At 37.8% G+C, this 26,084-nt stretch carries 27 protein-coding genes; 6 read left to right on the top strand and 21 right to left on the bottom strand.

What is annotated here, in order from left to right:
• The 3 genes from AC6UDA_RS01580 to AC6UDA_RS01570 form a co-directional block, all read right to left on the bottom strand.
• On the bottom strand, positions 1-1,116 hold the full coding sequence (locus AC6UDA_RS01580) for a glycerol dehydrogenase (RefSeq protein ID WP_500710654.1): 1,116 nt from the start codon (positions 1,114-1,116) through the stop codon (positions 1-3).
• 104 nt (positions 1,117-1,220) lie between these two features.
• Complete coding sequence (locus AC6UDA_RS01575; protein WP_500710652.1) at positions 1,221-1,880, bottom strand: histidine phosphatase family protein; 660 nt, start codon at positions 1,878-1,880, stop codon at positions 1,221-1,223.
• 82 nt (positions 1,881-1,962) lie between these two features.
• Positions 1,963-4,626 carry a YfhO family protein gene (locus tag AC6UDA_RS01570; RefSeq protein ID WP_500710650.1) on the bottom strand — a complete coding sequence of 888 codons (2,664 nt, stop codon included), beginning with the start codon at positions 4,624-4,626 and terminating at the stop codon, positions 1,963-1,965.
• 314 nt (positions 4,627-4,940) lie between these two features.
• Here AC6UDA_RS01570 and AC6UDA_RS01565 point away from each other — a divergent pair, with 314 nt between their 5' ends.
• Entirely contained in the window at positions 4,941-5,462 is a 522-nt protein-coding gene (locus tag AC6UDA_RS01565; RefSeq protein WP_500693370.1) for an HdeD family acid-resistance protein, read from the top strand.
• Between the two features lie 47 nt (positions 5,463-5,509).
• On the opposite strand, the gene AC6UDA_RS01560 is transcribed toward AC6UDA_RS01565, so the two are convergent.
• Positions 5,510-5,683, bottom strand: coding sequence for a hypothetical protein (locus AC6UDA_RS01560; RefSeq protein WP_500693369.1), 174 nt, complete (start codon positions 5,681-5,683; stop codon positions 5,510-5,512).
• Between the two features lie 146 nt (positions 5,684-5,829).
• Between AC6UDA_RS01560 and AC6UDA_RS01555 the strand changes: the two genes are divergently transcribed.
• Both AC6UDA_RS01555 and AC6UDA_RS01550 read left to right on the top strand, forming a co-directional pair.
• Positions 5,830-6,774 (top strand): NmrA family NAD(P)-binding protein, encoded by a 945-nt coding sequence (locus tag AC6UDA_RS01555; RefSeq protein WP_500710647.1) that lies wholly within the window; start codon positions 5,830-5,832, stop codon positions 6,772-6,774.
• Between the two features lie 133 nt (positions 6,775-6,907).
• Positions 6,908-8,236, top strand: a complete 1,329-nt coding sequence (locus tag AC6UDA_RS01550; protein ID WP_500710644.1) for a replication-associated recombination protein A — start codon at positions 6,908-6,910, stop codon at positions 8,234-8,236.
• Between the two features lie 79 nt (positions 8,237-8,315).
• On the opposite strand, the gene AC6UDA_RS01545 is transcribed toward AC6UDA_RS01550, so the two are convergent.
• The 10 genes from AC6UDA_RS01545 to AC6UDA_RS01500 all read right to left on the bottom strand — a co-directional run bounded on the left by AC6UDA_RS01545 (position 8,316) and on the right by AC6UDA_RS01500 (position 16,085).
• Positions 8,316-8,513 (bottom strand): hypothetical protein, encoded by a 198-nt coding sequence (locus tag AC6UDA_RS01545; protein WP_500695384.1) that lies wholly within the window; start codon positions 8,511-8,513, stop codon positions 8,316-8,318.
• A 155-nt stretch (positions 8,514-8,668) separates the two neighbouring features.
• Positions 8,669-9,712 (bottom strand): ketopantoate reductase family protein, encoded by a 1,044-nt coding sequence (locus AC6UDA_RS01540; protein WP_500710641.1) that lies wholly within the window; start codon positions 9,710-9,712, stop codon positions 8,669-8,671.
• 76 nt (positions 9,713-9,788) lie between these two features.
• Positions 9,789-10,271: a CPBP family intramembrane glutamic endopeptidase gene (locus AC6UDA_RS01535; protein ID WP_500708481.1), complete on the bottom strand. Its 483-nt coding sequence runs from the start codon at positions 10,269-10,271 to the stop codon at positions 9,789-9,791.
• Positions 10,272-10,680: 409 nt separating this feature from the next.
• The gene (locus AC6UDA_RS01530; protein WP_500710639.1) at positions 10,681-11,568 is read right to left on the bottom strand and encodes a xylulokinase; all 888 of its coding nucleotides are present in this window, start codon (positions 11,566-11,568) and stop codon (positions 10,681-10,683) included.
• Positions 11,569-11,622: 54 nt separating this feature from the next.
• Positions 11,623-12,195 carry an ROK family protein gene (locus tag AC6UDA_RS01525; RefSeq protein WP_500710637.1) on the bottom strand — a complete coding sequence of 191 codons (573 nt, stop codon included), beginning with the start codon at positions 12,193-12,195 and terminating at the stop codon, positions 11,623-11,625.
• 132 nt (positions 12,196-12,327) lie between these two features.
• On the bottom strand, positions 12,328-12,867 hold the full coding sequence (locus tag AC6UDA_RS01520; protein WP_500708478.1) for a hypothetical protein: 540 nt from the start codon (positions 12,865-12,867) through the stop codon (positions 12,328-12,330).
• Between the two features lie 62 nt (positions 12,868-12,929).
• Positions 12,930-13,691, bottom strand: a complete 762-nt coding sequence (locus tag AC6UDA_RS01515; protein ID WP_500708477.1) for a toll/interleukin-1 receptor domain-containing protein — start codon at positions 13,689-13,691, stop codon at positions 12,930-12,932.
• A 36-nt stretch (positions 13,692-13,727) separates the two neighbouring features.
• The gene (locus tag AC6UDA_RS01510) at positions 13,728-14,141 is read right to left on the bottom strand and encodes a helix-turn-helix domain-containing protein (protein ID WP_500710635.1); all 414 of its coding nucleotides are present in this window, start codon (positions 14,139-14,141) and stop codon (positions 13,728-13,730) included.
• A 559-nt stretch (positions 14,142-14,700) separates the two neighbouring features.
• Positions 14,701-15,459, bottom strand: a complete 759-nt coding sequence (locus tag AC6UDA_RS01505; RefSeq protein ID WP_500708474.1) for a hypothetical protein — start codon at positions 15,457-15,459, stop codon at positions 14,701-14,703.
• Positions 15,460-15,587: 128 nt separating this feature from the next.
• Positions 15,588-16,085, bottom strand: coding sequence for a methylated-DNA--[protein]-cysteine S-methyltransferase (locus AC6UDA_RS01500; RefSeq protein WP_500699003.1), 498 nt, complete (start codon positions 16,083-16,085; stop codon positions 15,588-15,590).
• A gap of 131 nt (positions 16,086-16,216) precedes the next feature.
• Between AC6UDA_RS01500 and AC6UDA_RS01495 the strand changes: the two genes are divergently transcribed.
• Together AC6UDA_RS01495 and AC6UDA_RS01490 are read left to right on the top strand one after the other, a co-directional pair.
• Positions 16,217-17,263 carry a zinc-binding alcohol dehydrogenase family protein gene (locus AC6UDA_RS01495; protein WP_500696413.1) on the top strand — a complete coding sequence of 349 codons (1,047 nt, stop codon included), beginning with the start codon at positions 16,217-16,219 and terminating at the stop codon, positions 17,261-17,263.
• Positions 17,253-17,393 (top strand): hypothetical protein, encoded by a 141-nt coding sequence (locus tag AC6UDA_RS01490; protein ID WP_500710633.1) that lies wholly within the window; start codon positions 17,253-17,255, stop codon positions 17,391-17,393. Before AC6UDA_RS01495 ends, AC6UDA_RS01490 begins: the two co-directional genes overlap by 11 nt.
• Before the next feature lie 52 nt (positions 17,394-17,445).
• Here the strand turns inward: AC6UDA_RS01490 and AC6UDA_RS01485 are convergent, their stop codons facing one another.
• From AC6UDA_RS01485 to AC6UDA_RS01465, 5 genes are all read right to left on the bottom strand, one after another.
• Complete coding sequence (locus AC6UDA_RS01485) at positions 17,446-19,281, bottom strand: putative glycosyltransferase family protein (protein ID WP_500710631.1); 1,836 nt, start codon at positions 19,279-19,281, stop codon at positions 17,446-17,448.
• Between the two features lie 107 nt (positions 19,282-19,388).
• Positions 19,389-19,649, bottom strand: coding sequence for a hypothetical protein (locus tag AC6UDA_RS01480; protein WP_500710629.1), 261 nt, complete (start codon positions 19,647-19,649; stop codon positions 19,389-19,391).
• Positions 19,649-19,822: a hypothetical protein gene (locus tag AC6UDA_RS01475; RefSeq protein ID WP_500710627.1), complete on the bottom strand. Its 174-nt coding sequence runs from the start codon at positions 19,820-19,822 to the stop codon at positions 19,649-19,651. The genes AC6UDA_RS01480 and AC6UDA_RS01475 overlap by 1 nt, the downstream gene beginning before the upstream one ends.
• 61 nt (positions 19,823-19,883) lie before the next feature.
• A complete protein-coding gene (locus tag AC6UDA_RS01470) occupies positions 19,884-21,083 on the bottom strand; it encodes a hypothetical protein (RefSeq protein ID WP_500710625.1) in 1,200 nt (399 codons plus the stop codon).
• Positions 21,080-21,613: a hypothetical protein gene (locus AC6UDA_RS01465; RefSeq protein ID WP_500708463.1), complete on the bottom strand. Its 534-nt coding sequence runs from the start codon at positions 21,611-21,613 to the stop codon at positions 21,080-21,082. Before AC6UDA_RS01465 ends, AC6UDA_RS01470 begins: the two co-directional genes overlap by 4 nt.
• 368 nt (positions 21,614-21,981) lie before the next feature.
• On the opposite strand from AC6UDA_RS01465, the gene AC6UDA_RS01460 reads away from it, so the two are divergent.
• The gene (locus AC6UDA_RS01460) at positions 21,982-23,109 is read left to right on the top strand and encodes a DUF3290 family protein (RefSeq protein WP_500706213.1); all 1,128 of its coding nucleotides are present in this window, start codon (positions 21,982-21,984) and stop codon (positions 23,107-23,109) included.
• 59 nt (positions 23,110-23,168) lie between these two features.
• Here the strand turns inward: AC6UDA_RS01460 and AC6UDA_RS01455 are convergent, their stop codons facing one another.
• Positions 23,169-24,215 (bottom strand): acyltransferase, encoded by a 1,047-nt coding sequence (locus AC6UDA_RS01455; protein ID WP_500706212.1) that lies wholly within the window; start codon positions 24,213-24,215, stop codon positions 23,169-23,171.
• 119 nt (positions 24,216-24,334) lie between these two features.
• Entirely contained in the window at positions 24,335-26,041 is a 1,707-nt protein-coding gene (locus tag AC6UDA_RS01450) for a putative glycosyltransferase family protein (RefSeq protein WP_500708461.1), read from the bottom strand.
• Positions 26,042-26,084: the final 43 nt, after the last annotated feature.

Here is a 26,084-nt window from a genome sequence, read left to right as displayed (position 1 = left end):
TTAATTCCCTAATCCATTCTTGACCTGATATTCATGACTAAATTCAGAAACAGCTTTCATAGCGTTCATCACATCTATTGGTGTTACTGAAACTGGTAAATTAGCCATGGTGTCACTTGGATCACATGCTTGAGTGGCTGCCTTCATTAACTCTTCATCACTAGCTTTCCCTAACTTCAGATCCGCTAGCGTCGTTGGTAAGCCAAACTCAAGATCAAATTTCAAATACTTCTCAAATTGACAGTGATCAGAACCAGTCAGAACCAACTCACATAGGGTTCCAAAGGCGACCTTCTGTCCGTGAGATAACTGGTCAATCTCACCACTTAAAGCCGTAAAGCCATTATAAATGGCGTGAGCAGCTGCTAATCCACCACTTTCAAAACCAATTCCACTAAGAAGCGTGTTGGCTTCAGCGACTTTATCAAGTTCGGAAGTAGCCGATCCAACCACGTTTGAAGCCACTGCTAAACTGCCATATTTAAACAACGTTTGTTCACACATTTGTCCAATCGCTTCGCCAGCAAGGGTTGATTTTCCACCCAGCATGTTCGTCCCGTTCGACTTGCGGGTATCTGTCGCCTCAATATTAGTCGCCATGGCATCAGCCATTCCTGAAATCAGAAACTTGACTGGCGCCTGACTAATCACCTTGGTATCAAGAATCACCATGTCGGGATTCTTCTTATAAAAACGATAGTGGTCAAATTGACCACTATCAGTGTAGATTACCGATAGACGCGAACATGGCGCATCCGTCGAGGCAATCGTTGGGGCAATCACTACGGTCGTGTTCAAGTTGTCAGCAATCGCTTTGGCACTATCGGACACCTTGCCACCGCCCAGACCAATGACAATGTCATCATCGTTATTTTGCCCAATCTTAGTGACCCGATCAATCTCACTTTCAGATGATTCCCCGGCAAAATCAACGACGGTTACGTCAAAGTCATGTTGTTTCAAGTAATCAGCAAAGTCATTTCCAACCATTTTTAGTGCCGTCCCACTCGATAGAAGTAGCACCTTTTTCCCAAACTTACCAATTCGGTCCGCACTGTTCATTAATACATCTGAACCTTGGACATAATTACTAGGACTTGCATATAATTCAACCATTTTTTACTCCTCCTTTAAACTGTCATAATTATATTATTCACAAATTAAGAAGTAAACCATTTGAAAAAGGCATAAGAAAAAGCCGAGACGCTTGTCCCGACTTTTTAGACTTGTTCATCTAAACTATTAAAATACTCAACCTTGATATCTTTATCAGTAATAATCAGCTTAGTGATACTACCGTTCTTAGCTGGTTCACCAATATCAAGCGCTGGATTATACCGATCAACAATGGAACGAATGGTCATCCCATGAGAAACAATCAGGATCTTGTCACCATCCTTGGTGTTTTTTCGGATTCGATCAATTCCACGGTCAACTCGCTTCCAAAACGTCTTGTTGTCCTCCGCATTATTGTACAAATCGGCTCTGGCAATCAAATCACGAGCCTTTTCAAGACCAAAGTTTTTGAGCACCCCAGCCTCAGAAGTCGTCTTGACCTGCTCACCAACAAACTGCCACATCTGCTCCAAGTTTTCACCCTCAAAGTAGCCGTGGAACTGTTCCCGTAATTCGGGGAACTGATAACTAATGATGTTAATGTTATTGTTGTTGGCTTGCAAAATATGGTGGGCGGTTTGAATGGCTCGACCAGAATCACTACTAAAGGCCGCATCAAAATTGATGTCCTTCAATCGTTCACCAGCGTTATCGGCGTCCTCAAGTCCCTTTTTGGTCAAGGGTGAATCAATCCAACCTTGTACCTTGTTATAAAAATTCATATAAGTTTGTCCGTGTCGTACTAAGTATGCAGTTACTTTCATAATTTATTACCTCACTCGTTTCCTTAACTCTAACCCAATTATAACAAAAAACATTCCCAAAGTATTTTGGGAATGCTAATTTCTATTTATTTCGTTTTCGGTAGAATAGCCACTCGCAGAATGCCCCCAAAATTCCAATTAGGGTCAAAAGCAATCCCAGAATCAATCCTGGAGTACGATAATGGAAGTGAAGGGTGTGTTTACCGGGCTTTAATTTTACCCCAGTAAGGCCGTCAGCAACCATCAAAGTCTTGACTTTCTTATCATTCTCAGTCACGTGCCATCCCTTGTCATAAGGAATACTCAATAAGAGCACGTTACGCTTTGAACTCGTCTTAACGTGACCAGTGAAATCGGCTCCTGAAAGTTTCAGGTTCTCAGGATGATCCACTCTCAGTTTGTATGGCTGAGTTTCGTCAACAAATTGATTGAAAGCCACACCGTCTAAGCCAGAGAAGCTCTTTAATAGACTCTTCTCCTTCAGACTATTAGAAGAAATAATCTTAACCGTAAATTTCTGTCCTTTATCAAAATGACCTAACTTAACGTTTTCAGTCCCGATCATCCGGTATCTTTCAGGAATCTTCTTGCCATTCACAAAGATTTTATCCTTGTAGAGGTTGGCCTGACTCAGATACATGTATTGGTTACCGAAAATAGCCGGATTAACCGTCAAATTATACTTGTATCCGTCCACCGTATCCATTTGTCTAGTATCATATGGATCAACCGTCTGATAACGGTACTTACCAGAATCATTAACGGTAACCTGAGCCTCATGCATGAACTTCTTCTTGATTCCGGACTCGTCTTGAACGAAACGATTCAGGTTCTTAAAAACATGCCCCTTGTTTAGTTTGGTCTTAACAATCCGATCAGAAACCGCATAGCCCAGTCCACTATAGCGTTCATTCTTTTTATTGATCGTCTGACCATTTTTCAAAATGGTTAACCGGTTAGTAACTCCAAGTAGTTGGTCGGTAATCGGCGAACTACCAATCACGCTAACCCGGCGCACGTTTCTTGACGATAATCCCAGATTAGAAAGGACTGCTTGAGTATGCATGTTTAAAGTTGAACTATAGCCACTTACCCCACGGTAATTAAAGATAATTCCATCATTATACTGGTTGTAATCCTGATCAAAGATCCCACTGTACAGTTGATTATTCACGTCATTACGATGGAACGTCGTTTGATTCTTCTTATTGTCAACTTTTTGGTCAATAATGCCCTTAGATTGGTTGTAAGCATTTTCAAATTTCTTTTGGTTTCCAAACATTGCGGGAGCATTTCTAAACGCATCAATCCGTCGCCCCTGAAGTGAAAGATAGAGGTTAACCCCCATCTCAACACACAGGACTGCGAAAAGCAGGTACCAAATCTTTTTACCGTAGCGATTCGTTGCCATTAACAACAACGTGGTTACCAAGACAAAGATTAAGGCGTAGATTAAGTGAGAATTCCCAGCAATAAGCTGAATGCCATACTGATGCATGTGGTTAAATAAGGCAACCAAATCGCCGCAACCATAACCAATTACTAACAGGAAGGAAACGATTAAACCAGCGTTTTTAACAACTCGATTGTCCTTAAACGCTCCGTTAATGTAAGCTTCATAGGCAAACATGATGGTCACAAAGCCAAACATGAAGGCTTCCCGATACGGGAATCCAGCTGGATTTTGGAACATGTGCCAAATAGTGTTGAAAGTGGTAATCCACATCCCGACGAAAATTGCCCCAACTAGCCAGAAGGAAGCGTGTTTCTGTCGTTTCGTAATCTTCTTCGATAACCAGAACACCAGGAGGCCCATGATGAAGATCGTGCCCACAAAAATACTAGGATCATGGGACAAACGTCCCATAAAGTTATTGGCTCCCACCCCAAGATTAACAAAGACTGCGGGACTAAACCTTGGATAAGGCAGAAAGTCCCAGATCTTGAATAATCCCTTACTGGTTGAAAGCATCCCCACAATTGATGGAATCAACATGAAACACGACAACAGGGCGGCAATGATCGAACTAACGACGTACTTACACGTCATGGAACCATGAACCTTTAAGTAATGCCAAAATCCGGTGTGATCCGGACGGTTCAAAAAAACGAGGTAAACAAAATAGATCACAGAGTAAATACATAGCATATAGCCCATGTAGTAATTCATGATAATGATGGCCGTCAAAGCGACGACGTATCCGCCCCATTTCCCCTTATAAAACAGCCGTTCAATTCCAAGGGTTAAAAGTGGCAGAATCATTAAGGCTTCAAGCCACATGAAATCATAAAAGTAAAGGGCAACGTAACCACTCAAACTGTATGCTACGGCAGCCATGATTTGCATCATGTCCTGTCTGTGATACTTTACCTTCAAAAAGAAGGCCATTGACCAACCAATTAGTCCGATCTTAATCAAAATGATGATTGAGATCAGAATTGGCATGTGAACCACACTGAACCATGAAACCAATAAGTTCAGAGGACTCATTAAATAGTAAGTGTAGATCGGAACGGTATTATCACCAATCGAGACCAAAAACGAGTATGCACTAAAGGTATGATGGAGCATTTGATCACGAAGTAACTTAAAAAATGGCATGTACTGCGTGAGCAAATCACTGATAAGTAGATTATGGTTACCAAATGGTGTTATTCCGTAAATTGCGAAGACGATGGAAGCCACTACGACCGGAATGATAAAAGCGGCCGCGTAGTATTTCCAAACATGCATTTTCTTTTTCATAGCTAAAAAATCCCTCGATATTAATATTTGTAAAATTATGTAACCACAGTTCATTGTATTATATTTTTGTGACGTAACCTAACAAATGTGACAATTCTTTAGGAATAATTTGTTAGTTCAATCATTTAACGCTAGCGTCTTTGACAAAACCAGCTAGCTTTCATAACTAGGATACGTCAATTATTCCAATTAACTTCCCTTAAAGTTAAATATCTCCCTAAATTACGTCATTTAACATTTCAATGGTGGTTTATTTCTTAAATTTTGGTAAAATGAATTTAAGCTTAGGCTAATAAATAAAAAGGAGTGTTCATATGTTTAGTAAAACAAAGGGCTTTGACCCGTTTTCACTGGTTATCGGAATCCTGAGTGTGATCTTATCACTCTTCATTTTGAAGAATCCATTGAACTCATTTAAGGCATTAGTTTTCGTCATTGCCATCTTGTCAATCGTTGAAGGGATCTTCAAGATTGCTGAAATTTCTCAACTAGACAAATCATTAGGGATGTCACCAGTTTGGCTTGTCATTAACGGTGTGCTTGATATCATCATTGGTATCTTGATCTTCTTAGACCCTGCCGTTGGTGGAATCTACATCTGGTTGATGTTATCAATCTGGTTCATCATCGATTCATTGTTTGAACTATGGTACAGTCGATTTGCCGAAAGAAACCACAAGGGTTACTTCTGGTTTGAAGTCATTCTTGGTATTATTGGCTTGATCTTAGGAATTGTTCTATTATTCCAACCAGCCATGGCAATGTCAGTTGCATTATTCTTAGTGGCATTTTACTTCATGTTCTTTGGAATTCTGTTAATTGTTCGTTCATTCTAAACCAAAATAAAAGATCGCGGATTCGCGATCTTTTTTTGTACCATTAATTATTTGCGATCCTTATTTGGTTCTTCAGGACGGTCACTACGTTCGATGTGTTTATGAATCTCTTTCCCATCGGTTGAACGGTTTTCATGGCCACGATCTTTTTTGTGATCGTCTTTTTCTAACTTATGCAATAAGTTCTTTTCTTGTTTTTCACTAGGTCTTCTGTCACTCATACTAAACCCTCCTCTTCTGTTTATACGTTCCCATTATATCATTATCATCGTGGCTTTCATAAAGAATCATTTCCAAAAATGGTTTAATTGCCTTTTGAAAAGATTCATGCTAGTTTCTAGATAACGAAAATGAAGGAGAAAATACTATGAAATATGGAGTTACTGCCGGAACGGGTCGTTTCGGTGAACGTGCTATCTTGGGATTAATTCGACTGGTCCCTGTCGAAGACATCGTCGTAATTGCCAGAAATACTGAGAAAGCCAAAAAGATGTATCCTGCGGGAGTGGAAATCAGAAAGGGTGACTATAACGACACAAAGAGCCTGAATCAGGCCTTTAGTGGAATTGACAAGCTCCTGTTTGTCTCATCTCAACCTGATCCAGAACATCCTCGCTACGTCCAACACGAAAACGTGGCCAACGCCGCCGTCAAAGCTAAGGTCAAGTTTATCGCTTATACAAGCTTCCCCCACGCTGACATCGCCAAAGTGCCACTAGCAGAGGACCACGCCAAGACCGAAAAATTAATTGAAGCAACTGGCATCAACCATTCCTTTCTTAGAAACAACTGGTACCTAGAAAACGACCTCGACCTCATCAAACGTTCCGCTAAGGGAGCAGACTTTATCTTCTCCGCTGGTGACGGCAAAGTTGGCTGGGCCGAAGAGAAATACTACGCGTTTGCGGCGGCCAAGGTCATGGCAAGCGACGAAAAGACCAAGGATGTCTATGAGTTCTATGGAAACGAACACACCTACGCTGACTTAGCAGCCTCAGTCATTGCCAACACCAACAGGGACTTTAAGGTTAACTTGTTAAACGATGACAACTACCGCCAAGCTTTAGCAAAACGTGGCTATGACAAGGGTTCAATTAATTTCATGGTCGGCGTTCAAGACATGATCAGGGCCGGGGTCTTAGATGAAAACATCGACGAACAAGCCGTCAAATTTGGCATGACTCATCAAGAAATCCTAGAAAACAATACTGACAACGATCCGGACCTGCCGCAGGTCATTGGTAGACCATTACCAACCCTTGATGAACAGGTTAAAGATTTATTATCCACTAAACCATCATACGAAATCTAAGCAAAAGAAGTTCTTTGATTAAAATTTTAGTCAGAGAACTTTTTTAAACCCATTGATTGCATGATTTCCCCAAGTGTATTAACTTAAACTTAATTAACTACTAAACTTTCTAGCAGAATCGAAGTGAGTAACCATGCGGCAAGAATCACTCTTTAACAATCAAGACCAAAACGTCCCCTTGGCCAGTCGGGTTCGTCCCAAGACTTTAGACCAATTTGTGGGACAGCAAAATCTCCTTGGAAAGGGAAAAATTTTAAGAGAACTAATTGAAAACGACCAGGTTTCTTCCATGATTTTCTGGGGACCACCTGGGGTTGGTAAAACCACTTTGGCCGAAATTATCGCCAGAAAAACGCAATCAAACTTTTATAGTTTTAGTGCGGCCGACAGCAGCATCAGCAAAATTAAAAAAATCATGCGTCAGGCTGAGCAAGATCAAGCAATTGGGCAAAAAACGATTGTCTTTGTCGACGAAATTCACCGTTTTAACAAAGCCCAACAGGACGCCTTTTTACCCTACGTCGAACAGGGTAGCATCATCTTGATTGGAGCTACCACCGAGAATCCGTCGTTTGAAGTCAATTCGGCGTTACTATCACGCTGTAAGGTCTTCGTTCTACACGCCTTAAAACCGTCTGACGTGGTTAGGCTCTTAAGCAACGCCTTAAAGAATCCGGATGGCTTTGGCAAACAGAACATCAAAATCGGTCAGGATGAAATTAACGAGATTGCTAATTTTGCTAACGGTGACGCCCGAAAAGCGTTAAACACCCTGGAAATGGCTGTCCTCAACGGTGACAAAAAAGACGGTGTCACTAAAATAACGTTAGATGGTCTGAAACAACTGATTGGTAACAAGTTTGTGCTATATGACAAAAATGGTGAAGAACACTACAACATTATCTCAGCTTTGCATAAATCGATGCGTAATAGTGACGTTGACGCAGCCATTTACTGGCTTTCTCGTATGCTAGATGGTGGAGAAGACCCGCTTTACATTGCGAGACGACTGGTGCGGTTTGCCAGTGAAGACGTTGGCTTAGCTGACACGAATGCTTTAAACGTTGCCATTAACGTGTTTCAAGCCTGTCAGTTTCTGGGGATGCCAGAGTGTGACGTCCACCTCGTAGAGGCCGTTACGTACCTCTCACTCGCACCAAAATCAAACGCCCTCTATAAGGCACGACTAGCGGCCAAGAAAGACGTCAAGGAAACCGCTGATGATCCCGTTCCACTGCAAATCAGAAACGCTCCCACTAAGTTAATGAAAAACTTGGGCTACGGGAAAGGATATGAACTCGCGCATAACTATCAAGACAAACTAACGACGATGAAAACGATGCCACCATCCGTTGAAGGCCACGTCTACTACAAACCCACGAGTGAAGGTCATGAGATCCGGTTTAAAGAACGCCTTAAACAAATCAAGAAGTGGCATGAACAACACGATAATAAAAATTAAGCCAAAAAATTGCCAGCCCGATAATTTAATCAGAGCTGACAATTTTAATTTACTGTAATTTTAAGAAAAATCGACGCTACTAATAATTAAATAACGCTCCAAATACAACTAATACCAACATAATCAGTCCGAGAATCCAAAAATTGGCCGCAAACAAACCAATCGTAGCGGCTAATAGAAACATCAACAAAAGACAACCACAAGCGGCACTGCTGATAAACTCAAACAGTAGCCAGACCAGAAACAAAAAAATAAAGATTGATATTGCAACAGTCATTTTTCGCCTTTCTAAGATACGATTAATTCATACACTTTATATTTAAACACAAAAAATGAACCTCTCAAAGTTCCTTTAGAGATTCATAATATTACATATTTTAAAAGTAAACAACGAATAATTATAACATACTGTAAGAAGCCTCATTACAATAATTATAATTTGCTATCAAGTAACTGCCGAAACTGGTCCATGGTATCCTCAAACTTCGGTAATTTACCAGTATCCTGGGCGTTTTCAACAATCTTAATGACCAAGTCGTTAAATGGAGTCTTGATTCCATATTTCTTGCCCGTCTCGGAGATTACCCCATTGATGTCATGAACCTCAGTCTTTCTGCCCTTCTCCAAATCTTGTAGCATACTAGCCTTTAGGTTCTTACTGTTGTTCATCGCGGACTTCAAGTAGGCCAACTGTGCTGGTTCATCATTGGGATGTTCACTAGTAAGTGAACTGAGGTCATGATTTCCCATTTTGGCAAATTTAACACCGTCAGCATGACCGACCTTTAATCCTTCATTGACGATTTTTAGCGCACTCTTTAAGCCCACCTCACTATCAGCAACCTGGCCAAACGTAGCATCACTTGCGGCTGATAACCCACTAAACGATGAGTTAACCAAAAGTTTAGACCATTTGGTTCCAAGTAAATTATCGGAAATGGCGGTGCCACCAACGTGACTCAGCACGTCTTTGACCTTCTTAATGCGGTCGGTATCCTTTCCGTCAAGTTCACCAATCTGAAACGCCGCATTTTCAAAAGCTGGAAGTGCCGTGGTCAATTCCGACTCCGTGTGGTTAAGTTGGGTCCCACCAAATTCAACCGAACCAGCAACAATGTTTGCGGGATCAATGACCTTTGAAATCGCAATTTCCGGAACCCCGTTTTGAAGCGAAACCAAAGTTCCATTTGGTTTCAACACTTCTTTAACCTTGGAAAGAACTTCATCATTATGAGTCTGCTTGGTTAAAAGTAAGACGAGATCATACTCGTCCGATTTTAATTCATCCGGAGTTTTGGCGGTGACAGGAACGGTAAAATTAGCCGTCCCGGTGACCGTAGCACCCTGATCATTTAAATCCTTAACGTGCTGGGGATTGTCGGCAATCAAATCCACGTTGTCTTTGCCGTATGCTTTGGTAAGATAAGCACCAATAATAGTTCCAAGTGAACCAGCGCCATAGACTGCAATTTTCATTATTACCATACTTCTTTCTTTTTTGGAATACATGGGAAGTATGTCGCTGTGAAGTGGGAATGTCAAAAATGTGGGCTTATAAAAAATCGTTAATGATATCTTGTGAATTAGATTTTCTAATAAAGCAAACCATAAACAATAAACTAACCAGTACCACAATTGACATCGTCGTAACAGCTGAGACAATTTCACTAGCGGGAATCACCTCCTGAATTCCATTATTAGCTGAAGTCGTAAAATTCCATAAAAAGTGCATCAACATCGGCAAAAGAATGGTTCTGGTCCGAAGATAAATCACACCATTAATGATTCCCATTGAGAGCGTGAACAGTATCTGAACCAGCGTTACCCATAATCCTTGATGAAGGGTTTCAATGTTAATTAAATGAGTTCCCGAGAACATCAGACTACTAACCACGACCGCTATGAGGCAAAAAAGATGGGGTTTATTTTTTAGAACGGAAAGCAAGATTGACAGTAACATTGTCAAAATGACTCCTCTAAAAAGAAATTCCTCTAAAACGCCTGAGCCTAACGAAATTATCAATGGCTTAATCATTGCCGTTCTAAATAAATCTACGGAAGACAGTTGCAATACAACTAAGCAAATAAAAATTAGTATTATTAAATCAATTATCCACTGCTTTTTAAATGGAACGTTTGATTTTAAGTAAACTGGTTGTTTTAACCACCAAAAATTTACCAAATAGAAAAACAAAAATAAAACGACGTATGTAACCGCAAATACAGCAATTCCCTTATCGGTAAGTTCATAAATTAAGTGAATACATGGAAATGATATTAAAATAGCAAAGTAAAACACAATTAATTGAAATAAATAATTTTTGGTTAACGACTTAATTGAAAACACATCCTTAAGTATTTAGGTATAAAAAATGAGTGTTGATAGGCACTCATTTTATCTTTTAATTATGAAATAATAAAACATCTTTCAGTGTGAAATTTAGTTAATCATGATTATTAACTAGCTCATTGTACTTCTTATAAAAACCCTTCGTATCCTTATACGCCAAACGATACAGCTCATAGTACTTGTTATACTCTTCATTTCTTTCAGGATTGGGTTCAATCTTTTCATTAATCTTGACCCACTTTTGGACTGCTTGAGGTTGAATTTGATTCAATCCAATTCCAGCCAGAATGGCACTTCCGAGGTCGGCTTCACCACCAGAATCAGTCGTTTTGACGGTCTTAACCGTCACGTCCGCAATGATTTGGACCATTTTTTTAGAACTGCTAACGCCACCAACTAGAGTAAACGAGTCGCCAATGTGATCACCAAACTGTTCAATACTCTGACGAACGGAATAGGCAATGGCCTCCTGAAACGCCTTAAATAACTCGTAACGCTTTGTCGTCATTGAAATCCCAAAGATGGTTCCCCGAACGTTGGAGTCCCAGACCGGACTGCGTTCACCCATAAAGTATGGTAAAACAATCAAGCCATTACTACCAGCGGGAACGTGTTCACTTTCTTCGTCCAGCATTTTCGTACTGTTATTATTATCAACTTCTTGGGCGAATTCACGGGTAAACCACGCAATTACCGCGCCAGCCGTGTTAGCTCCGGCAAAGTTATAGTAGTATTCCTTTGGTTTATAAGCGTAAGGCCAAATAATAAGATTGTCATCTTTAAGTGGCTTGTTGGTCACAAGTGCCGCATTCATTGACGTTCCTAGTGCAATCGTCATACGACCGGTGCCAAGAACACCAGTTCCGACCGTCGCTGGCCCAACGTCAACTCCAGTATTAAAGATTGGTGTCCCAACTTTAACGCCTAGTTCTTGCGCCCACTTGTCAGTGACTTGACCGGCGACATCCGTGCTAGCAATCATCTTCTGCGGTAATTTATTTAAATCAATGCCTAATTTAGCGGCCAGTTCAGGTGACTACTCATCATCATTAATGTTGAAAATTCCAGCTAAGTTACCAGCCGCGGAATAATTAATGCTGATATTCCCCGTTAACTTGTAAATGACGTACGATTCGGGTGGCAAAAATTGATAGGTGTCGCGGTACAACTCCGACTTGTTTTGTTTCAACCACATAATTTTAGTGTAACCGTAGTACGGGTCAGCCAGGTTGCCAGTGACGTCCATCAGTTCTGATTTACTAACGAGTTTCAGTGCTTCTGAAGTTTCTTTTGTAGCCCGACGATCCATCCAAATCAAAGCAGGACCGAGTGGTTGACCATTTTTATCAATTGGAACCCCAGAACCACCATAGAGACCGTCGATGCCAATACCAATGATGCGGGTACTATCGACTTTTTGGGCTAATTTTTTAATCAAGAACGTCACCGCCTGAAGCCAGTCGTCAGCATTCTCTTGCGCCCACTCTGGATGTGGTGTTTCTAACTGATATGAAGCTTTGTCTTGAGCAATAATTTCACCAGTGGTCGTCATCAAGATGGCTTTGGTGCTTGAGGTGCCGATATCAATTCCTAAAATGTATTGGGTCATGGGAAGTCTCCTTTGAGAAATAAAGTGAGCTGTTTTGATGACTTAAGTTTAGCTTATTGGGTGTAATTTGTTAATGAGTGAACATTCATTGGGTTAAAAGATTGTTGAAATAGGGTTCTAGTATACTTAATATTAAAAAATAATTGACTTAAAAGCCAATAAAATTGAAACAAATGAACAATGTTTCTTTTTGTTTTCCTTGTATTTCTTAATAAATTTAATCAAACGATAATGAATAAAGATTAGGGTGACACTCCAGACAACTTCAATAACCATTAAACCCCAGTATATTTTTGAATGTAAAATAGGCCAATATGCTAAAGTAGTCATTAATATCATTAGACCATTGTAGAATAAAACGTTAATTATAGAAGACCATGCTTTAATCATAGAACCACACCTATAATTACCTGTGTACATATTGAAATTAATATACTCTTTATTTCTACTAACATTGTATAATTTTCGATAAGAAACCTCTAAGGAAGAATATTCAGTTCCTATAAATTCAAACAATATAATAATCCCTATTAAAAGAATAAATAACTGATTCTTATTAAATTGTGGACTAGTAGATTTTATAAACGTAAAAACTGCTGCTAAAAGAGTAATACACAGTCCCTTAGTTTTAAATGAGTCACCGGCCAATCGATCAATTACATTTTCTATCATTTTAAGATATTCAACTTTATCATTTTTAATAGTAAATATCTCCTATCTACGTAATGTCATAGTCACACCATAGGTATAACTTGTTTTAGCTCATTAATTAAATCATCTTTATTTTCAACATTAGTTAACTCTTGCATGCACTTCTCAACATTATAATTAAATTCTGGAATCTCATTTGTTATCGCTATTTTCTTGTTTATTTTATCAAATTCTTTTAGTAAATTAACTTTATTACTTTGAAAAAATTGATGAAAAGTCTTTAACTCTTCCATAATCCATGGTGAATACGTCAATCCATTTTCAATTGAATTATCCGTATCTATAAATATAAATGCATTGCAATTATTAATCATTTGGTTTAAAGCACTAACAAGCATCAAATTTACATTAGATGCGACAAACATCGCTTCATTATAATCATATCCGTTCTCTCGTTTATCACAATAATCATCAACAATATCAGCAATCAAATCTTTAGAATTTCCCCAAACATCTGCATCGATAAAGGGATGGAAATCCATACGTGTATTTTTAGATTGATTTTTTAAAAATTCAGCAAATTTCTCTACCACTTCTAAATCTTTATGCGAATGAGATATAAAAATATTTGCTTCTATATTATTCTTAAACCACTCATTAATTATTTTATCTCCATTAAGTAATACTTCTTGATCAGAATTAGTGTCTTTATCAAGAGATTTTTTTACAATTCCCTTACTAAAGGCATTTTCCAGCTTAATTGAATTATCTTTTCTTTGTGGAGCTGAATACTGATTCACTATCTCATTTACAACAGATTTACTAATTCTAAAACCTTTAATCATAAGTTAAAACCTTCCATCTATATTCTAATAATGCAATCATATTAATTGATGTTCAATCACTAATCTCTCAAAAGCACTCTTGTTCTTAGCCATCTGAAACAATGCATCTTGTTGAGTACTTTGCACAATGTGGTTATTTTCAATCTGGTTCAGTGTTCCATATCCCATTCCCAATGTTTTAGCAAAGTCCCTACTAGACAATCCATAACTTTTCCTGAGTTTTCTAACATCTGTTGGCACCATAAAACCCTTTAATTTACGATAAGCATCAAATATTTTATGAATATTTTCATCAGGCTTGTTAAAATCAAGCCATTTTTCACCAGCATTATCGACGAGAAAATGTTCGTTAACACTAACATCTACACCCTTAAAAATAACAGTTTTATTTTCGTAGACATCTTGGTATTGACCAGTTTGGTCTGTTTCTGGATTATATAATAATTTCATCATTATTTTCTCCTTTCTACTTATAACGATAATGTATTGGATATTCAGCAATATGAATTGAAATCCAATATACTGAATTCTCCTTCAATTGAAATTTTAAATACAGATCATAATTTAATCTAGTTAACCCGAATACCCAAATGTCTCCAAAAATTGATGGAATGTGGTTATCACTTTCTGGACCACAAACATAATCCTTCCAAGAAAGATTGTCATAAATAAAATTCATGATTCCTACTGAATCCATATCTAATTTAATTTGAGTTTCCAGGTTTTTAGAGCGTCTGCTTACCTACCAAGTTGATCGATTTTGTTCGATCTTCTTTAAAACACTTTTAACTTTACGCTTAGATGCATTATTCATGGTGCTTATCACCATATCTCCCTTGGCTAATATCATTATACCATTTGTTTCTAATCAGAAACAAAACAATAAATTAACCCATAATAAAAACCATTTAGTTAAATTAATTAACTAAATGGTTTACATCGTGCATATACGCATTAATTACTTATCTTCACAGAGACTTTTTCATAAAAAATACTTTTCTGTTACATCCTACAACTCATACATATACTTCACATCATCCGCCTGGGCATCGGACTTAATCAACAAGGTCTCAAATAAATCGGTTAAACCGACAATTTCATTGGTATGAAAAGTAATGGTGTTTTCTTTTTTATCAATCTCAGTATCAAACGCATTTTCAGTAATACGCCAGTTCTCGTTGGTCCAGTCTTCCTGATTAAAGGCCTGAAAGGCAATGTAGTTATTAATCAACATCTCACCTTGTTTGGACAACCAAGCAAGTACGTTCAGGTCAATGCCTTGAAAACCCTCCCTTAAGTCCGGCTGCAAAATTTTCTCTGGATCATATGGCTGAAAGACCTCTAAATCAATGTTGTCCTTAATCAAATACTTTTTAGCCCCAATGTAACCACGTTGAAGTGAAGCAATGGTGGCCTCTTTCATCTTGTCATCCATGGGTTGTTCAAATTGACCGTAGACCTCCATGAAAGTTGAAAGGAACTTCTGCTGGTCACGTTGGACGTGGTCGTAGAATTCGTCCCCATTGTGATTCATATCAGCCGCAAGAGCCTCCACCGTCGACGGAATGTCATCCCGGTTGAAGTCAACGTTAACCATGTACACCCCAATCGCAGCGTTTGACAAATAATTATCGACGATTACGTCCCTAATTTGTTGCGGAATCGGTCTGACCTTGTTGAAATCAAACTGATTACTGTTATCGTTGACTCCTGTCGCTACCAATCGTTTAAACACTCGCCCGTTATCTGCCTTAATAATATGTTTCATTTTAAATACTCCATTCATTAATTGATTGTGATTATGACTATACAACATCACACATTTTTACAAAAGTCATTTCACATCAATTTATCGAAAATAAAAGAGACTTCACGACTGAAATCTCGATTCATTATTTACTTTTTAGGATGCTCAAGATTTACCAAGAAATCACGGGTCATTTCGTTTGTCCGGTATGGATAACGTCCGTTTCGATCCGTTACCCGGTGAAGTGGCAACACGATCCAGATGGGACTTCTTGAAATGGCAGCCTCCACTTTATCCTGACTAACACCAGAACGGTCTGCCAGATCGGAAACCGTAACTAATTCACCAAACGGGATCTGGGCAATTTCGTTCCAAACCAACCGGTCTTCATCAGAACCGTACCCCATAAAATCAGTTGGCAAATCAAGACTGGTTGACTTACCTCGCAAATAGTTTTTAATTGTTTTACGATACTGCAAGCTGTGCTCACTATTTTTGGCGTACTCAAAATGATCATTCGTATAAAAATCAAGCAGTTGAGACACTCCTTGACCTGGACTGCTTACGAAATTCAATCCATGATCGTCAATCGTGAAGAAGACTTTATCCCCGTTAACATGAACGGAATCCCAATACAATCTTTGCATTTTTTTACCTCATCCCACTCTTTCCATATCATCATTTTATCATAAAATGTGATGGTAACCTAACTCCAGGGAAACAATTATCGCCGTCTGCGTGGTATCCTAGGGGTAGAATACGAAAAAGGAGAACGCTTATGACTAAAGAAATGAATGCCGTTGGTTACACAAAATATCTACCAATTGATGACCCCAAGAGTCTGTTTGATTTCACCACCGAAGTACCCAAGCCGGAACCACACGACCTGTTAGTAAAAGTGGCTGCCGTTTCGGTTAACCCCGTGGACGTTTTCACCCGTGAAGCTCAAAAAGAGCCACTAAAAGAACCGAAAATTATCGGATGGGACGCCGTTGGAACCGTTGAAGCAGTTGGCTCTAAAACCAATCGTTTCAGTGTCGGTGACCGCGTCTTTTATGCTGGCTCACACGTTCGTCCAGGTAGCGATAGTGAGTATCAGGTGGTTGATGAACGCATCGTTGGCATTGCCCCGAAGAAGTTAGACAATGCCCACGCTGCCGCCATGCCACTAACTAGCCTGACGGCATGGGAAGCCATGTTTGAACAGATGAACATTGACTTTTACGACCGTGACGAACAGAACCATAATAAATCAATCTTAATCATCAATGGTGCTGGTGGAGTGGGTTCAATTGCGACCCAATTGGCTCACCGCGCTAACCTCAAAGTCATTGCCACTGCCGGAAAAGATGAGACGAAACAGTGGGAACTCGATCACGGCGCCGACATCGTCGTTGACTACCACGATGACATCGTTTCAAAGATTCACGACCAGGGCTTTAATTACGTTGACTACATCTTAGATTTACGTAACATTGACGCTTATTGGGACGAAATCTGTGAGTTAATTGCCCCATCTGGCACGATCGTTTCAATCACCGGCTCGGGTAAGTCACTCGACATGAGTAAGTTAAAGGAAAAACGTGCTCGCTTCGCCTGGGAATACATGTTTACCAAATCCGAATTCCATACTCCTGACATGATCACCCAACACGAAATCCTGGATAAGATTAGTATCATGCTCGATGAGGGGAATTTAGTAAGCACCATGACCAAGCAGTTTGGTCCCATCAATGCCGAAAATTTACGAAAAGCTACCAAGTTAGTCGAAAGTAAGCAAATGATTGGTAAGGTTGTGGTGGCCAATGATGAAAATGAAAAATAATAGTGCCACAAGGGAAACCGAAGAACTAAAAAAGAATGGTCAACTCAAAGAGGCACTTGAAGGCCAAAAAGACCAGAATCCAGATCACTATTCTGATATTAGTAAAGGAATTAACTGGAATAATCTTTAACATTAAAAAGGATTGAACTTTTTTCAACGGCTCAATCCTTTTTGTATGTCTATTATTTTTTTAACCAATGATAGATTCCTCTAACAATCACGTATCCGACCGTCACAATCCATGCCAATACAGACAGAGCAACTACTGCCATGAAATGTGCTGGCTTTTGGTATCCAACCATCAGCTGATTCTGACCAGGTTTTTCTTTAAACCTTGCCGCTCCAATATCGGAAACGCGATATTGATTACGACTAAGCTTGGTCCCGTTCAGTTTAACCGTAGAATTATGGTACAAGATTACCGGAACCATCCGATAGCCATTCTTCGTCTGAATGGCATCAGCGTTCCACTTAACGGTTAAATCACCATTATGGTTCACTTGTTTTTTAAAGCCATGATTATTCATGACATCCGTATGGTACTGCGATCCAACCGCATTAAAGTTGGGATTACCAGAATCATTTGGCAAGTAGTCTCCGTTTGACTCAGAAACGTCGCGCAATGGCTTATCAAGGTTACCACTTATAAAGTCTAAGCGAACCTGTTTCACGCTCAAATCCTTCTTAAATGGACTTTTAGCAGGTGGCAGGTACTTGCGTGGCGTCTCCACGTTTGGAAGGGCACGAATCATATTGCGTTTAATCGGGGAACTTGTCGGGTTATGCCAAACATCAACGCCATACTGAACGTTTGAATATGCAAACCAGAGGGCCAAAACCGACATGACAGATACCACAATTCCCATGAAAATCTTCATGTAGTTATAGCGAATATCGCCGTGCGATGCGCTGATTTTTTCGTACCAGTCACGACTAATCTGATTAACTGACATGAAGAAGCCCACCATCAACAAAATTGCCGCATACGGAAAGAAACGGTATGGAAACTGGATGAAGTTCTGCATGTAAGTCCACTTCTCACCCATCGCGTTCCAAGGTAGCATTGCCGATGACACTATAAGAAACAAGCCGCCCACAATTGTGACCACGATGTTAGTCAGATTCTTCTTTTTGGCAATAACCATGTAACCCAACTGGAAGACACAAATCAGTGTCAGCACGATTCCAACTTCATTGGGTAAGTTATTATAGAAATTAAAATTAGCCGAATACGTACTCATGTCCTTCATCATAAATGGTGGCATGAGTTCGTTTTTCCCGAAAATGTTCAAGAAGCCCACGAAGTAGTTTCCAGCCAAAATCAACGTTAAGAGCACGTTCAACGCAATCTTCCCTAGATACTGCCACTTAGCTCGAGAACGCCAAAGACCAACGATCGCAAACGGGACTAACATAATGACTGTGAACAAGGCACTCAAGATGTGCATCTCAAGTAAAATCGCAACGACTGACGCTAACGTCACGTGGATTTTCTTCGGTGAACCATCCATTAAATCAATAGCCACCATCACCGCAAAGGGCAGAATCGCTGCACCCCAGACTAGAAACTGGGCATCAGTCTGCCAACCGGTAATGAAGTTCTGTGACAAATAAATAACGGCGCCAGCCGTGGCAAAAAAACGATTGACCTTGACCCGGCGAAACAAGCCGTACGAACCCAGTCCGGCAATGACATACAGAACAAAACTCGTTACCAGCTGGAAGCTAAACCAACTCTTAGTCGCTAGCAAAACTACGCCCAAAATAAAGGCCATGTAAGGTCCATAGACCGCGTTGACGATTCGCCCGGTCTGATTGAAGCCATAGTTAGTCATGAAATAGTTGAAGTTACCAGTCTGAAGCTGTCTTTCAACGTCATAAATGCGATTAAAATGAAAGAGCGAGTCATTTCCCAGTAGGATACTGTGTGAAAAGTACTGAAGCGCAACTAAGAAAAAGGCCGCCAACAAAATTAAAAGAACCGCTAGCGTCGTTTTAGCATATTTATTTTTCTTCATGATTTCCTCTTATAAGTAATTGTGATTAACTTCTTAATTATCATCAATTATACACTAATTAATTGCCACAAAAAAAGACGGTTACCTATCGTACCGCCATTATCTCGCTATTTTTGATCAGAATTCTGTTGATTGGCTTCCTTTTGGAGTTTCTTCTTCTGGTGAATGTAAACTAGCGCCATTACACAGACGATAAACGTCGTAAAGACCACTAGTAATGCCAATAAAATCGTCCAGATCGAGGTTGGCTTGGTTAAAAAGTAAACCACGATAAAGATCACAACCAGTGGCGTTAAACCCCAATTCGCAAAGTTATGCAGATTCTTAATCTTTTTGTTTAATGCTTTCTCTTTACTTTTTGACTCCATTAAAAAGACTCCTTTAGTTTCCCCGTTTTGGTAGCAAAATCGTGATGATCAGTCGTCCACGTGTTAAAGATTGTTGAATTTTGCGCAGCTTTAAATAAATTATCCTGTTGTTTCGTTTGAATTATTTTATCATTTTCAATCCGATTAAGCATGCTTGAAACAAATTTACTCACAAAAAAAGCGCTCTGTAACTCCTAGATTCACCCTAGTAATTACAAAACACTTCAATAAACTTTATATGGCACTCTTCAAAAGGTTCTCACTAGCACCACGTTGACTGATTAGTTCCATGATCTGACCAGCGATCATAAACAAGGCGACGTTATTAGCATAAAACATGTGGTCGGTAAAGACCCCTTCGATTAGTGTAATGATAATAATCAAGGCTAAATATGAGGCCACCGCACTGTCTTTCGACAATAAACGAACAAGTCCAATGGTAATTAAAACCATCAATATTACAAACACAATGTAGCCATCCATAAACAGCACCCGTGAAAAACTGGAATCAATGTAAAAGTAATGTAAGACATCACTCACCTTACCGCCATTTCCACGCTGCTTAATGTATTGACCAAACATGCCTGGCATGTACTTTAAATAGGCTTCATGCACCAAAGCCAACCGGTTACTAAACAGCTTATTTAAAGTTAACCCAAGACTATCATTTTTATAAAAAATCATTGATATGATGGTCCAGAAGGCAATCAAGAGCGGTGTCAGTTCCGCCAATATCTTCGTGTATCGATTTCTTAAATTAATGGAAAAACATGAAAGGATGATAACAATCACGATCGCGATGTTAAGCAACAGATCGGTTCTGGAATCAGTAATCAAGTAAATGGCAATCGTTCCAACTGCCATTATTAATGCACCAATCAGCTTGTTCTTAAACGATATTTTATTAATCAATAAATAACTCGCTAACGCAACGTTTAAGAAAAAGACCGCTGAGGACAATAATAATGGGTAAACGAATCCTAAACTATTGCGAATTAATCCGTTTCGTGGGAATTGCAGGTTTGGCAAAATACCAAATGCGGAAAATAAAATAACTACCCCAATCACACAGATCGTAACAATTATTTCCGTTTTAATAATCCGTTTAATCGGAACGTCCTTCATACCAACAAGAAACACCATCGTATATAACAAACTTTGGTCTCTGGCAAAATGACCATTTATGAATATGAAGGTAATTAGGACGAAAATTCCCACCAAATAAATCGGCTTTAAGTTATCAAAGAAAAAAATCTTAAAAAACACATAAACAAACGCCAACAGGAGCACCAAATGTAGCACGTGTCCAATGACTGGGTGCATTTTAATGATCATCGTGGTCCCAACTAATGCATCGAGGATTCCGACTACCAGAGCACACAGATACAAAGAAGATTCATGTTTTTTTAAAAAATAAATTGAATCTTTTATCATTTTTCGGTTACAACTCCATTTACGTAATTCTCATTTAATAATTTCAATTGTTTATTAGCAGAATCGTCATTAGGCACAAAATCCTTATGGTTTTTATACTTAAAGTCGTATTTACATGACCTTAATGTTACTTTACTGCCCACCGTTGCATTACTAATCACTGGTTGCGTAATTATCGTCCCACTGAAGGGATGAATCGGTGGCTGAACGTCCATGCTAACAGGCTTATCCAGCATCGAAACATAGACGGTCTGATTTTTACGTTTACCGTTAACTTTAATCTCATACAAGTAATTATCATCAGATTGATTAATGTTGGTGATCGTACCAGTCTCATCAAAGTTAACTTGATTCGTTCTTTCAATCTCGTTCGGGTCCACTGCTTTATCCTTAACATACTTAGAACCAACAAAAAAGATCCCGATGAAGACGATCCCAATACAAACCAGCCATACACCTGTTTTTTTATGATTTGGTTTGATGCCATGGCTATTGCTTGCCTTGTCTTGATAGTAACTATTTCTGATCAAAACATATCCGAGGACTAAAATAACAAACGCTACCAGTAATATTAATAATACAAATAGTTTGCTAGATAGTAGCTCAGAGGCTTTGTATATAACCCATTGCGTATTTGAATATTTGATAATACCACTCCTACTTATAAATGATAATGCGATTAATGTATATATTATTTTTAATTAATAGATACGTTAATAATACAGATATTATAGCACAAACCATTGTATCACTTTCATAAGCTTTAGATTAATACCATTTTCACGTCCTGCCAGATAATAAAATAAACAAAAAGTTAATTTCTTGCTAAATATAAAACACAAACCGCTTGAATTGAGTATAATTGTTACATAACTAATACAGAACTGGAGTGAGAGTAGTGAAGCTTTATTCATATTCATTTATTTCCCACAATTTCAATTTTACCAACTACATCTTTATTGGTTTAATCATTGTGATTGCGTTGGTCATCATTGGAACTGGGATCTTCTATTATCGAAATAGAAGTAATCTAAGATTTCGAAGCCTGTTCATCCTAGTTACGATGTTAGGGGCACTCATTATCGCGATGCAGACGGGCCGAGTCTTTCAGCAAAAAAACGCTGATAGTCAAACTACTCAGACCGTCCAAATCATGAAAAACATCAGTAAGCAAAAGAAAGTTCCGCTAAACCAGATGTATGCTAGTAGCAATAATCTGGTTGATGGAATGACGATTCAAGCGGGAAAAGACGCCTACGTGGTTCACTTCAATACTGACATGACCAACTACACGGTCACCCCAACAAAACTAGTATCTAAACCCAAGCATATCAACAAGGGTGGCTTCACGTGGAGTAGTAGTGACTCTCAATATTGGACCATCTTCTTGAAGTTCCTGATTGGATTCATCATGATTGTCTTACAGATTAACCTTTCTGGCAAAGGTAACCTGGCTCCGTCAAACGCCGTCGACCAACTACAAAACTATATTCTTGGTGGAATTATTGGTGGTGTTATTTACAACCAAGACATCACTCCAATTCAATTTGTCATTATTCTGTTAATCTGGTCCGTCATCGTCTTTGCAAGTAAGTTCTTAACCGGAACGAGTAATACGCTGAACAAGCTGATTAACGGAAGTCCGCAGATACTGATTTTAAATGGTGTCGTAAACGTCAACCGTGCATTGCGGAACGGTTTAACTGCTAATCAGCTTGCTTTCAAACTAAGAACTCATGGAGTTAACGACTTCAAGGACGTTAAGAACGCCACCCTTGAAGAAAACGGTCAGTTGACCGTAACGTTAAACGATGAACCTACTATGAACTACCCGATTATTACCGATGGTCAATTAAACGAAAACGTTGCTAAACGTCGTAACTTAAACGACGATCAAGTTGAACAAATGTGTGAGAAACAAGGATGCACCATTCAGGATGTCTACTTAGGTCAGTTTGGATCTAAGGGAGATCTTGATCTTGTGTTGTATCCAAAGAAGAGAAAGAGTTTGAAGAAAACTAAATAGATAGTAAATAAATAAGCCTAATCCAGATGGATTGGGCTTATTTTTATATATATATATCGTTAAGGCAAAATATCTTTTACAAACGGAACCTTTTTAATTACATAAACCACTAATCCACAAACTACGTAAGTAAATAATGGCATTACCAGAATATCAAGCCAACTACTAAAGGTTGTTTTTGTCACGTACATAAATAACTTCAAAAAGAAAGGATGCAAGATATAAATTCCTAAACTAACTGAAGCAACTTTAGCTAACAAAGTTTGAAACTTAGGCTTAACAAAGACTTTGTGTGATTCAACAAAATCCTTAATCCAAAGATAAAGTCCAATTACATATATGAACAATAATGGTCCACCATATTCTTTTAAGTTATTGATAACTGGCGGCAATCCCTTAAATATAAGTAATGCAATGACGAAAGAAATGATTAAGGATAAAAGTGCAACCCATTTCATAATCTTTAACCATTTTCGATCGAAGTAACCTACTTTGATTAAATACCCCATAATGAAAAATCCAACATAGCTCGTAGAAGTAATTGGGAAAATATATGGGGATAAATCCATATGGAATAAGTTATTATTCAAATATAAAAACAAACTATTAAATAGAAAGTCTAATACTACAATGTAAAATAAAACATTTTTATGATTTTTAGAAAGCACCGATAAAATTGGTGTAAGTAAATACAATGCAATAATGCAGTAAAAGAACCAGAAAGCCCCATTAATATTTCCAGAGAAAAAGCTAGTAATAAAATCTCCAATACTAGGATTGGGATGAACATAATTAACATCTGGAAGTGGATTTTTAAGCATCGAGTCAACTATATAATAGACAATACTCCACACAATCAATGGAACTACAACCCTAAAAAACCTCTTTTTAAAAAATACTTGTGTGTCATACTTATCACGATACCCAAGTAATGTTGCTCCAGAATTCATTAAAAACAGAAATACAGCTGGTGCAACAATTGCTCTTACCGCTGAATCAAATATTCCTAAGGCACTTGGAGTAAAATCCCAAGATGAATGAATAAATAAAACAAATATAATCGCAATAATATTGATTACATCAATATAAGTTAATCTTTTTTTCATACTATCTCCTAATTATGTAATTTTTAACACAATTACAATGGTATCAGATTTTTAACTAACAAAAAATATAATTTTAATCAAATAAAGGAGCGAAGAAATATTTCTTCACTCCTTTAAAATTAGTTATTCAATTTCTTTCTTCGGTTAACTAAGAAGTTTCTAACAAGTAAAAACAAAAGAAAAATCCATGTAATTAAACTAATCCAAATTGAAATAATTTGTAAGGTAGTCTTTTTATAAACAACATCTAAGTTATTACGACCTTTGTTCAATTTAACTTGAATTACTTTTTCATAATCAACTTTAATTGGAATCTCTTTACCATTATTATAAACATGGAAACCATGGTAATAAATGTTAGGTATTTTTATCCAATTAGTATTATTCGCACTTAAAAGATCATAGCTAATCTTATTATAGGAAGTACTTCTGCCAACTTGTTTAATCCTGGAATTCTTACCATTCATAGCTGGTACTGAATGTCTTAGAAGCATTGGGATTGTATTCTTTGATTTAGCTGGTAAGTAATCAAAAATATCATGAAAATTTGATGTTTCATTTTCAAATCCATCCTTTGAAGTAATAACAGAAAAACCAGTTAGTTCAGTTGGATTTGATTTAATTTTCTCTGAAGAAGACAATGATATACACAAACAAAGTAATATAAATAAAGTAAGAAAGATACTTTTGTTCCTAACTAAATCACCTAGTGCAGATTCACTTAAAATATCATTAATACATTTACCACCAATTAATGAAATCAAGAAAACCGCAATCAGATAAAATCGATTTGGAAATTGAATCATTTTAAAAATAGGTTGGAAAGCATTCCAGGGAAATAAATTAGAAATTAATAAAATAAATACAATGGCTTCAATAAACAAATATTTAAACATATTGTTCATTTTTCTAAACCAAAAAGCAGAAAAAATAAACGTAACAAGCAAGATAATTCCAATTCCTAAATCATATGCTGAAAGTCCACCAAAAACTATGGTACTAATGTTTAAAGAATCTCTAAGTAAATAAGTTTCCTGGCTTTCTATTATTAGAGGGGAGTACAAATGATGATTCCACATCAATGGAAAAAGAAAAATTGCAGCTCCTAAAACAGAAATAAGAGCGGATAAAACTAAATACACTAAACGTTTTATTTTATCTTTAACACTACTTGAATTTAAAAATAATAGCCCAAGTGATAGAAACATAAAAACGCTGATAATAACAGCAGACAAAATATGAGTTAAAAGAACCAGAATCATTCCAATTGAAAGAATCCACCACTTTTTATAATTCTTACATAATATCTGGTATATCCCATAAAAACAAATTGGTAAGAAGACAAATACCATAGCTTCTGAAATATCTTGTCTCAAAAACATATCAAAAGTTCTGTATTGCGCAAATCCATATAGGAGTGAACTTACTAATCCAGAAAACTTATTTTCACTAATCTTATACGATACTAAGTACATAGAAATGAAAGTAAACAAAGTAATTAAAAATAAAAATATTAAATAAGAATTATATGCACCAAACCCTATCATTCTAAAAAATAGTTCAGGTAAAAGGATTAACTGCGGATAAAATAAATTCAAAGGATAACCAATTGATCCGCCAGTTTTAGTTAAAATATCTGGAAATAGATGGATCAAATTTCCATTTTTAATGTATTCAAATGTTTCATTTAGCGGAGCAAGATGAAAAGGCAAATCCCATGAGACAATCGGAGTATTATAGTACGGTAACACAATCAAAATACTCAGTAATACAAACAATAAAATTACAAACAGATTAGGATGTTTATGAAGAATTCTTTTACACATTACGATAAAAAGCACCTCTAATTAATAGAATATACATTAATCA

The organism is Fructilactobacillus sp. X8R4C1, from assembly GCF_059900905.1.
Note: the sequence above shows the minus strand (reverse complement) of the source record. Positions and strands in the feature narration are given on the sequence as shown.